The following is a 10,785-nucleotide window of genomic DNA, read 5'->3' on the forward strand; positions in this document are numbered from 1 at the left end:
GTTTCGAGAAAGTAAATCCTTTTATCACTGGCGAAAAAAACTGGCGTTTCCTGCCATCGGTTAATGCTACCTATAGCCTTAACGAGCAGATGAATTTCAGGGCGGCTTATTCTACTACCGTGGTGCGGCCCGACTTTAGGGAAACTTCTTATTTCGAGTTGTACGATCCCTATTTAGAATCGTATATCAGCGGCTGGAATGTAATCAGTACCAAAATCAAAAATTACGACCTCCGTTATGAGTGGTACCCTGGTCCGGGAGAAATTATATCGGTATCGGCCTTTTATAAAGACTTTGATAACCCCCTCGAACTTGTTGCACAGAATGTATCTTCTTCGACCGGCAAAATACGCTACCTGCGTTTCCAGAACCAGAAAAAAGCAACCAATAAAGGGTTTGAAATGGAGTTCCGCAAGTCGCTGGGGTTTATCGCCGATAAGCAGTGGCTACGCGATTTAAGCATTTTTGGAAATGGCACCTGGATGCGCTCTGAAGTAACTGCCGTAAATTACAGGGTTGCTGCCGAAAATGGAGGTACGTCCTACTCGCTGATAGAAGAAATATTGCCTGGCGTAAAACGTCCGTTGTATGGCCAATCGCCATGGCTTATTAATGCGGGTGTAAGTTATAACTCAAAAATAGTTGGTGCCAATGTTAGTTATAACCGCACAGGGTACCGCTCTTACGTAGTAACGGCAAGCCCGAATGATATTGAATATGAAAACGGGCGTAACGTGATCGATCTTCAGTTAAGCGCACGCCTAATGAAACAAAAAGCAGAAATCAAGCTCAATATCGGTAACCTTTTGGATGAATCTACCATTTATTACACCAATCCATCAGCCTATAAATTAAATGGACAGGATGGTTACGACCTAACCGGAAATGGTACCGATGCCTATGAAGCAGATAAAGGTGATAAGATTTCGTACAGGATAAAAAACGGAAGAACCGTGAGCATTACGTTTAGTTATAAATTTTAAAATCAGGGTAAAAAAATAAGCCGGCAGAGGTGTTTTAAACGCCTCAAAAATACTTTAATTACTTTATATAAGTGATATAAATACCTATTTATCAATATTTTATGGTTAAATTATTTTATAATTTCTCTTGTATTATTCAAACATATATTTCAACTTTACAATGTTTTAAAACAAACACAAATCTTCCACATTAAACAAATCTCCTTTACAATGAAAACAAAAAATTTAAACTTAATAGTACTCCTGGCAGTACTTGCAACATTTGCACTTCAGAGCTGCAAAAAGGATGGTGCTTTGCGCACCGGCGATTTCAACAAATCATCTAAAGCACCTATTGATTATAACCTGTTACCAAAAGTACACCTGGCTGGCGTATATACCGGCAGCCGTACACTTAGTCCTGATACCCTTTATCTTTTAGATGGTGTGGTTTATTTCTCAGGTAGTAACGCAAAACTTCATATTAAAGCAGGAACGCACGTGGTAACCGGTAATGCGGTAACTTATGCAGGCAGATCGCTTAAAGGTGTTTTGGTAATTGCTAAAAATGCACAGATTTTTGCTGATGGAAACAGAAGCAATGTGGCCGAAAGCAGCTACAATCCAGATAGTACAATCGTATTTGGTCCGGATCCTGCTCTTGCTTCACCTACTCCAGGCGATTTCGGTGGTGTAATTTTATTGGGTAATGCACCAACTAACCAGCCTACTTCAACAGTAATCGAAGGTATCCCTACATCTCCACCAGCAGATGTAACTTATGGTGGTTCTTCGGCAGGTGATAATTCAGGTGTATTACGTTTTGCGCGTATCGAATATGCAGGTTTCTTATTATCAACCGATAACGAAATCAACGGTCTTACTTTAGGTGGTGTTGGTTCGGGTACTACTTTGAGCCATATCCAGGTATCTTTCAGCAATGACGATTCGTTCGAATTTTTCGGTGGAACAGTAAATGCAGATCACTTAATCGCTTTAGGTGGTATTGATGATGACTTTGATTTCGATTTCGGTTATTCAGGTACAATTCAATATGCTATTGCATTAAAAAACCGTGATGGTAACCACACTACATCAGGTGGTGTTAGTGATGCTAACGGTATCGAATCTGATAACAACCCTACAAGTGATACTACTTCTACCAGTTTCATCACCAGACCTGCTTTAAGTAACTTCACTATTTTAGGTTATTCAACAGGTGGTACAGGTACTGAAGCCGATGAACTTGAAAATGGCGTACACATCAGAAGAAAATCTGGTGTAAACCTTCAAAATTCAATCGTAGCAGGATATAACAACGGTATCCGTTTCGAAAACATCAAACAAGCAGGTTCTGCACTTCAATTCAATTTAGTACATGGTTATGTTACCACCTATCTACCAGCTACAGGTGGTCGTCCGGCTACATTTGCCAACAACCAGGCATTTACAGGATCATTATCTCCTGATTATTTAGGTTTAGCAGGTGGATCAGCAGCATTTTATGCAAATGGTTCTTATGATCCCGCTAATTTAACACCTGTTGCCTCACCTTCAACTGATGGTGGAACCAGCGGCTCTTACAATGGTGCTATTGACCCTAGCGGTGCAATCTGGACAGATAACTGGACCAAATTTAACTTTTAACCTTATTAACCGTTTGTTTTAAAACCTTAAGAATAAGTAACAGCCTAGCTGTTACTTATTCTTATTAATAAAAGAAAATATGTCAAGAATCATTACCCGTTACTTTGTTTATTTAAGTTTAGTTATCCTTTTTATTTCTGCATGCAAAAAGCAGGAATCCTATTTAAAAGATGCGGCCAGCTATGCCGATATCCCTGTGTTTATCAATAACAGTATCCTTGGCGATAATTTGGGTAAAAAACTCAATGGCCGCCCTGTCGAATCTTATGGTAATGTTTTTTTAAGTGGCCCCGGGAAATTTAGTTTTTACAATAAAAACACGGGCGCTATACTGCTTGAGAAAGAATTTAACCTGCAGCCAAAAAAGAGAGATACAGTATACATTTTTCAGCCGGATAGTACCATCGCCCCGCAACTGATAAAAAATACACAGCTAAATGAACCTGCAGCGCCGGTAGGGTACATGAAGCTTAAAATCGCTAACTTATCTAAAATCGCGCTATCTAACAGTGCTGGGGTACCTTACCGCAAGCTCGATGTTATCATTAAATCGACACTAACAAGTGTGGTTACCTACCTCCCGATTGATACCCTTATCGGAATTGGAGGAAATTTAGATACAGCAGGTTATTACCTTGTTAAAAAACCAATTAGGGCTGGACTAATACAAACCCAATATAAGTTTTCATTCATTGATCACGAAACCCAAATGCCAATACAGAGCAGTAATGGTGCGGTATATCTCTCTTTAACACTTAGTGTTCCTCATAATCCGGCTAACCCGGGAAAACAGGTATACACCGTTTATCTTACAGATATGCCAAGACCAAATGCCAGTGCGGCCTATATATTAAAAAACAGTAAATATTATGATGTTACCTTAAATAAATTATTCGAATAGATATTTTTAAAACTCTACCTAAGAAATAAAAAAGGGTTGCCATTTAATGGGCAACCCTTTTTGTCTTTTTAAAAAATCCCCGATTAAGTAATGGAGCTAGCTGTTTATTGTTTTGCTACGATCTTGATTTAGCAACCACCTTTGCGTGGCGCACGTTTAAAAATTACTTTACCATCCCGTTCTAAATATTCGCACGAAACTATTGGATATGAATACTTGGGCGCGTGCGATACGCTATGGCTTTTTACCATGATTTTGTCGTTAACTTTCAGGCTATGCAATTGTCCAAGCTGAGACTTCTCAGGCTCAAATTTTACGATATAATCATCGTCATTTATCCTTACCATCACTCCGAAACCTAATCTTGATCCAGGTGGAAGAGAAAGAGAGGTTACAACGCCCTCCATATTGGTATAATCGTTAAGGTGTTTCCTTATTTTAGCTTCAGCGGCATACACTTTTTTACCTGCAGCAGATGCTTCCCATTTTTTGTATAGGATACCATCAGGACTAGCCTCCCATTTTTTCAATCCGGCTTTCCGCTCAGCAGCAGAAAGCGGCTTTGTGGAAGGATTCTCAGTAGTTCCATTCTTGATTTCACGATTGGCAAATACCAGTCCGCTCACCACAACGAGTGATAACATGATCGCATAAAATACTTTTTTCATAATTTTTATTGTTTTATTAAGTTACATATAGATTATTTTGATAAGCCAGACCCGATAAGACATCATTTATTTATCATATGCTATCAAAATTGACTTAGCAAAATTACTTTGATATCTTTTCGTTCTGATTATCAGAATTGTAAATAAAAATGTAAACTTTGTAAATAAAAACCTGACACTATGTTGAATAGCCGGAATCTCCTCTCCCTAAAAGGTAAATACCTGTTCGGAGTGATACTGTTCCTGTTTATTTCGGGAATCTGTGTGGCTTTCAGTATGAATGGAAGCGACGACTTTGATCTTACCAGAAGGGAAATTCTGTTGCGCAGGATCGGGCATGAAATACTCCTGCAATCGGGCGACAGTACCTCACGGGTATTGCCGGTAAAAGAGATTCATGAAAATGAATACCAGATCAGTTTTGAGCAGCAGTTAACTTTTCAGCCAAGCTTAATGGTAAATACGATCAGACGTGTGTTAACAGCAGATCCGCAGGCAGATGATTACATTGTTAATGTGCTTAACGCAGGCAACTCCAATGTTGTATATGGATTCGCCATATCCAAAAACAAAAAAGATGATATTATAACCTGCATAGGGAGAAAGCAACCTATGGCGCGTTATATGATCAACATTAAATTTAAACCGACAGGAATAAGCGCAGCAAGAAATGGATACCTGCTGGGAAGCCTGCCGTTTTTGGCAATTTTGGGTTTTATCTTTTTGAGAGCTGTTAAGCCGCGGAAAGTTTTACCCGAAATTCAATCTACCGATATATTTACTTTGGGTTCGGTACTGTTCGATGCAAAACACCGGAAACTGATCATAAATGAACAAACAATTGAGCTAACGGGAACCGAAACCCGTGTACTGCTCATTTTTGCATCATCTCCCAACCAAACCATAGAAAGAAGCAGGTTGCAAAAGGAGATATGGGAAGATGAAGGCGTAATTGTGGGCCGCAGTTTGGATATGTTCATCTCAAAACTCAGAAAAAAACTGGAATTTGATCCGAATATTAAAATTGTTGTGATACGTGGGAAAGGATATCGGCTGGAGATTTTAAACTAACCGGCAGATCAAACAAAGCCTTAGATTTCGCTATGGCTCTATTTGGTTAATGCGATTCAACATCTATTTCCAATAGGCATTGGTAAACTTTTCGTGAAAGTATTTACGGAACTCCCTCTTCAGATCGTATGATAAAAAGTTATCCTCTTGCATTTTTTCTTCTCTGTTAACCAAAACGTACCGGGAGATTCCATTAAACTTAAACAGTTCTCTTAATGCCAGATATTTATCCGCCTAGGGTTATATTTGCACAATGAAAGCGATCCTCATAAAAAAATTTGGTCAACCGGAAGAATTACAGTTTAGTGAAATACAAAAACCGATTATTAATGATGACCAGGTTTTGATCAGGGTAATTGCGGCAGGCATAAACCCTGTTGATGCAAAAATCAGATCTGGATTACATAGATCCTGCAAAGACCTGCAATTGCCGGCCATTTTAGGAAAAGATGTAAGCGGTATAATTGAAAAAGTAGGCAGCAATGTATTGGATTTTAAGATTGGCGACGAAATTTTCGGTTTAACAAATGGCAGCTATGCAGAATATGCGATCGCAAGTGCTGAAACGATAGTAAAAAAACCAGCGAATATTTCATTCTATGAGGTTGCTGCAGTATCGGTTGCCGGGTTAACCGCTTATCAGGCCATTAATGATCAGTTACAAATAAAAGAGGGGCAAAAAGTTTTAATACAGTCTGCCGCAGGGGGTGTTGGTCACTTGGCTACACAATTCGCAAAACTTGCCGGTGCATTTGTTTATGGCACATCGTCTGCTAAAAATGCAGATTTCCTTCTAGAATTGGGCGTTGATACTTCAATAAATTATAAAGCGGAAAAATTTGAAGAAATTGCCACAGGCCTCGATGCGGTAATGGATACTATGGGAGGAGAAATACTCTATCGCGCTATTAATATTGTTAAACCGGGCGGTAAAGTGGTTTGTTTACCTTCATCAACCAAAGATGATCCAATTGCCTTAAAAATGGCGAAGGAACGAAATGTAGAATTGATTTGGCCGATGATGCAACCCCAGAAAAAACATTTGCAGTTATTTGCCACTTTGCTTGAAAAAGGAACTTTAAAAGTTAAAGTTGAGAAAGTTTTTCCTTTAAATGAAATTGTCAGCGCGCACGAAACCATTGAGTCTCACAGCGTCAGCGGAAAAATCGTTGTCGGCGTATCTGAACCTGCAAAAATATAAGTCAGCATCTTAGTAAAAGTTATTAAAACTTTATCGCCATGCTCAATAACAGCTTTACTGCTGAATTAGCTTGATATTACCGAAGAAATCTCCAATCTATCCTCGATTTGGCTTGGGATATTCTCGATTTGGCTACAGCTATCGTGATCCGGATGCTCAAATTTGTTGCATAAATTTCTAATTCATTAAATTATGCATAAAAACGAAAAGAAAGTTGCACTCGTATCCGGTGCCAATACAGGCGTAGGTTTCCAAATTGCCAAAGCCCTTGCCGATAACGGTTATATCGTATATGTAGGTTCCCGTAACCTGGAAAAAGGTGAAGCTGCTGTTGCAGAGATTGGCGGTGAAGCAAAAGCCATTCAGTTAGACATTACCGATGCCAATTCTGTCCATGCGGCAGTTAATCTTATACAAACTGAATTTGGATATCTTACATTACTGGTAAATAATGCTGCTATTTCGCACGCCGGCACCCCCAACCGTACGATGGAAGAAGTACTTGGAGCACAACGGGCCAGCATTGCACCAATAAGCGAATTAAAAACTGTTTGGGAAACAAACGTATTTGCTACGCTTGCCATCACACAATCCTTATTGCCATTATTGCAAAAAGCAACCGCAGCCCGTATCGTTACGGTATCCAGCGCATTAGGTTCGCTACAGGTAAATTCAAACCCGGATAATCCATACCGCTCGGCATTCGATGCGGTGTATGGCGCTTCTAAAACCGCTCTCAATGGGATTTTTCTCTCTTTGGCAATAGAACTGGAAAATACAAACATCAAAGTCCATCTTGTTAGTCCCGGTTTTACCGCAACAGCCCTTAATAATTTTCAGGGAACCGATAGTGTGGAAGAGGGTTCGATCGAACCAATAAGGGTGGCTCTGGCAGAAGATCTTCCCACCGGGAGTTTTACAGGACCTGCTAATTTTAGCGGACCAGATAACATCCTTCCCTGGTAAATATCCAATTAACTTTGAAAACCTATGCCGATCATTTTGTCATAGGTTTTTTTAATAATTTTATAAGATGAAAAATAAAGGCGAAAAACTGATCCGTTTTATATCCATTTCCGAAAGTCATCAGGCTTTTGGCCTGCCTGCCCCCCAACATCCGCTGATAAGTCTTGTTCATTTTAATGAAAAAAATCCGTTCAACACAGATATGGCACCGATATACGACGTGCTTAGTTTTTATAAAATAACCTTCATCACAAAAAACAGCGGCAGACTGAAATATGGTCAGGATTACTACGATTACAATGAAGGAAGTATGCTGTTTTTAGCCCCAAATCAATTGGTAGGAACTGTAGAATACAATAGGGAAACCCATGGTTATATATTGCTTATCCATCCTGATTTTCTGTTGGGACATCCGTTGGCAAAAAAAATCAGGCAATACGGCTATTTCTCTTACTCATCCAATGAAGCCCTCCATATATCCGACGCGGAAAGGGCGATTATCCTCTCCGTTTATCGGATTATGGAGCAGGAACTGAACAGTCGTGTGGATGAATTCAGTCAGGAAGTGATAATCGCTCAGATAGAATTGATGCTGAGTTATGTAAACCGGTTTTACAAACGCCAGTTTATTACCAGAAAGGCAGTAAACAATGATATTCTTCAAAAAACGGAAACCATTTTGGATGATTATCTCAATAGTCACGAATCTTTGCATCTGGGTGTTCCTACAGTGCAGTACCTTTCAGATCAATTGAATATTTCGACGGGATATTTAAGCGATATGCTGCGTTCACTGATAGGCAAAAATGCCCAGCAATATATCCACGAAAAGCTCATTGAAAAAGCTAAAGAAAGACTTACCACAACAGAATTGACGATAAGCGAAATTGCCTATGAATTGGGTTTTGAACATCCACAGTCATTCAGTAAACTATTTAAAGCCAAAACCAGTCTCTCACCATTGGAATTCAGGCAGTCATTTAATTGATTCCACTCATCTGTTTTCCGCTCAGCAATCGTTTTTTGAATGTTGTTTGGATCATATTGTTGCCTTTTGATCCCTGTTGAATGTAACAATTTACAACATACAACATCTATTAATTCTGATAATATACCTTTATTTTTTATGATGAGATCCTACCATTCCAGGCTAAAAGCAAAAACCTTTTGCATGATTGCTTTCTTAGTTTTTGTTTTGGGTCCCTTACTTTTATCTGCGCAGACTACAAAAACTGTTTTTGTAATCTCCATGCCCAAACCTTCAAACCACCTGTACCATGTAGAACTTAATTATCGGTCTGCCAAAAAAGGTGCGCTTGATTTTCACATGCCCGTTTGGACGCCAGGTTTTTATTCGCTTATGGATTATGCCGGTGCTGTAAGCAATTTTGAGGTAAAAGGTGCCGATAACAGACTTTTAAAGTGGAAAAAGACCGACCGCACAACCTGGCGGGTGAATACCGCAACACAAAATATTAAGATAAGTTATGATGTAAAGGCCGAAGATCCTTTTATTGCAAATAACAACCTTACGGAAGACTATGGCTATATCATACCTGGTGCCCTGCTATTATACACCAAACAGGCTTTACCATTACCGGTTACAGTGAAGGTAAAACCTTACCAAAAATGGCCCTTATCTGTTGCCACTGGGCTGAGTGAGCTGCCAGGACAAGCAAATGTATTTACCGCAGCAAACTTCGATGAGCTATATGATAGTCCGCTATTGATGGGTCGCTTGGAATCGCTCCCGGTTATGATGGTAAAAGGGATTCCCCATCAGTTTATAGGCTATAACATGGGAGATCTCGACCGGAAACAGCTAACGGCAGACCTGGAAAAGATTATCGCAAGCGGTAGTAACATCATTGGCGAAATTCCGTACAAACATTACACTTTTTTAGCTGTAGGAACCCCTCAGGGCGGAAGTTTTGGTGGGATCGAGCACCTTAATTCCGCTTCGCTCATCATCGGCAATAAAAATCTTCTGGCGGAGAAAAACAGAATACACTTTTATAATTTCCTTGCACACGAATATTTTCATGCATATAATGTAAAACGGATCAGACCCATAGAACTGGGACCCTTTGACTATGCAAAAGAAAATTATACTAACCTGTTGTGGATTTCGGAGGGTTTTACCGTATACTATGAAAATATAATCACGCGGGCAGCAAAACTTATGACCGAACAACAGGTATTGGACAATTTTAGGCAATGTATTACCAATTATGAAAATAAGGAAGGTCACCTCCATCAGTCTGCTTCGGCAGCCAGCCGCGCAATATGGGAAATGGAAGGCAATCCGAACAACCGTGATGCGGATGCACTGAATAAAACGATTTCGGTTTATGACAAGGGATGCGCATTAGCACTGATGCTTGATTTGAAAATAAGGCACGAAACCCGTAACCAGCGATCGCTCGATGACCTGATGAAGTCGCTTTATCGAGCCTATTACAAAGAGAAGAACAGGGGTTTTACAGAAAGTGAATTTAAAAAAGAGGCTGAACAGGTAGCCGGTACGCCCCTAGATGAGCTTTTCTTATATGCCAATACCACAGCTGCACCTGATTATTCAAAATACTTTGCTTACGCGGGGCTGAACATAGATACCATAAGTCGCAGGGCATATGGCAATAATCTGGGCATCGTAGCAGGCATGAACAGCAACAAGATCATAGCAAGGGAAGTAATATGGCAATCTCCTGCATGGAAAGCTGGTGTACAGCCCGGTGATCAGATATTGAGCATTGATGGTAACCAGGTTACCTCACCCGGATTTCCGCCATTAAAAGATAAAAAAAACGGCGACCAGATTACCATGAACATCATGCGGAATGGTGCCGAAAAGAAGCTAATGTTAACTTTGAACAGCTGGCAAACAAGGAGTTTTGAAATCACTCCTTTGCCTAATCCCGATAAACTGCAGACGCTTATTTACAATAGTTGGATGAGGAATTAATTGAGGATAACTCCTGTTTTGCATATATCTAATTCGTCTTTGCAGAATGCAGACTGACCTAATCTATTCGTCTCAGGATGAACTTTGCCTATTTTAGACCACGTAACTGAGCTTTGAAAGCTTTGATCTTTGCATTGAAGGATTCAGCCGAAGTATTTGATTGATTTCTTTTAAAAAAAGCCACAAATTTTATAAATCAGCTGTAACTGTGGATCGGTCAGAAATTTTAAACTAAATACCAGATAAAAACAAAAGCCTTAGATTTCTCTAAGGCTTTTTCAGTACCCGGAGCCGGAGTCGAACCGGCACGGTTTCCCACAGGTGTTTGAGACCAGCGCGTCTACCAATTCAGCCATCCGGGCATTCGTGTTGGACGGGGTTGCAAATGTAGAAATTGAAACTTA

At 39.9% G+C, this 10,785-nt stretch carries 9 protein-coding genes and 1 tRNA gene; 8 read left to right on the forward strand and 2 right to left on the reverse strand.

Features of this window, described 5'->3' with window-relative positions:
• From B2V92_RS16580 to B2V92_RS16590, 3 genes are all read left to right on the forward strand, one after another.
• The coding region (locus tag B2V92_RS16580) for a TonB-dependent receptor domain-containing protein (RefSeq protein ID WP_293310147.1) at nt 1-983 on the forward strand (983 nt) is incomplete at its 5' end.
• A gap of 210 nt (nt 984-1,193) precedes the next feature.
• Nucleotides 1,194-2,609 (forward strand): hypothetical protein, encoded by a 1,416-nt coding sequence (locus B2V92_RS16585; RefSeq protein ID WP_293310149.1) that lies wholly within the window; start codon nt 1,194-1,196, stop codon nt 2,607-2,609.
• 79 nt (nt 2,610-2,688) lie between these two features.
• Nucleotides 2,689-3,510: a hypothetical protein gene (locus B2V92_RS16590; protein WP_293310151.1), complete on the forward strand. Its 822-nt coding sequence runs from the start codon at nt 2,689-2,691 to the stop codon at nt 3,508-3,510.
• Between the two features lie 128 nt (nt 3,511-3,638).
• On the opposite strand, the gene B2V92_RS16595 is transcribed toward B2V92_RS16590, so the two are convergent.
• On the reverse strand, nt 3,639-4,178 hold the full coding sequence (locus B2V92_RS16595; RefSeq protein ID WP_293310153.1) for a hypothetical protein: 540 nt from the start codon (nt 4,176-4,178) through the stop codon (nt 3,639-3,641).
• 180 nt (nt 4,179-4,358) lie between these two features.
• On the opposite strand from B2V92_RS16595, the gene B2V92_RS16600 reads away from it, so the two are divergent.
• From B2V92_RS16600 to B2V92_RS16620, 5 genes are all read left to right on the forward strand, one after another.
• On the forward strand, nt 4,359-5,249 hold the full coding sequence (locus tag B2V92_RS16600; RefSeq protein WP_293310155.1) for a winged helix-turn-helix domain-containing protein: 891 nt from the start codon (nt 4,359-4,361) through the stop codon (nt 5,247-5,249).
• 343 nt (nt 5,250-5,592) lie between these two features.
• Nucleotides 5,593-6,450 carry an NADP-dependent oxidoreductase gene (locus B2V92_RS16605; RefSeq protein ID WP_293310157.1) on the forward strand — a complete coding sequence of 286 codons (858 nt, stop codon included), beginning with the start codon at nt 5,593-5,595 and terminating at the stop codon, nt 6,448-6,450.
• Nucleotides 6,451-6,642: 192 nt separating this feature from the next.
• On the forward strand, nt 6,643-7,416 hold the full coding sequence (locus B2V92_RS16610) for an SDR family NAD(P)-dependent oxidoreductase (protein WP_293310159.1): 774 nt from the start codon (nt 6,643-6,645) through the stop codon (nt 7,414-7,416).
• Nucleotides 7,417-7,483: 67 nt separating this feature from the next.
• Nucleotides 7,484-8,404, forward strand: a complete 921-nt coding sequence (locus tag B2V92_RS16615; protein ID WP_293310161.1) for a helix-turn-helix domain-containing protein — start codon at nt 7,484-7,486, stop codon at nt 8,402-8,404.
• A gap of 183 nt (nt 8,405-8,587) precedes the next feature.
• Nucleotides 8,588-10,381: a M61 family metallopeptidase gene (locus B2V92_RS16620; RefSeq protein WP_293310163.1), complete on the forward strand. Its 1,794-nt coding sequence runs from the start codon at nt 8,588-8,590 to the stop codon at nt 10,379-10,381.
• A gap of 282 nt (nt 10,382-10,663) precedes the next feature.
• On the opposite strand, the gene B2V92_RS16625 is transcribed toward B2V92_RS16620, so the two are convergent.
• Nucleotides 10,664-10,743 (reverse strand) — tRNA-Leu (locus tag B2V92_RS16625).
• Nucleotides 10,744-10,785 lie beyond the last annotated feature (42 nt).

It is taken from the genome of Pedobacter sp. UBA5917 (genome assembly GCF_002432345.1).
Lineage (GTDB): Bacteria > Bacteroidota > Bacteroidia > Sphingobacteriales > Sphingobacteriaceae > Pedobacter.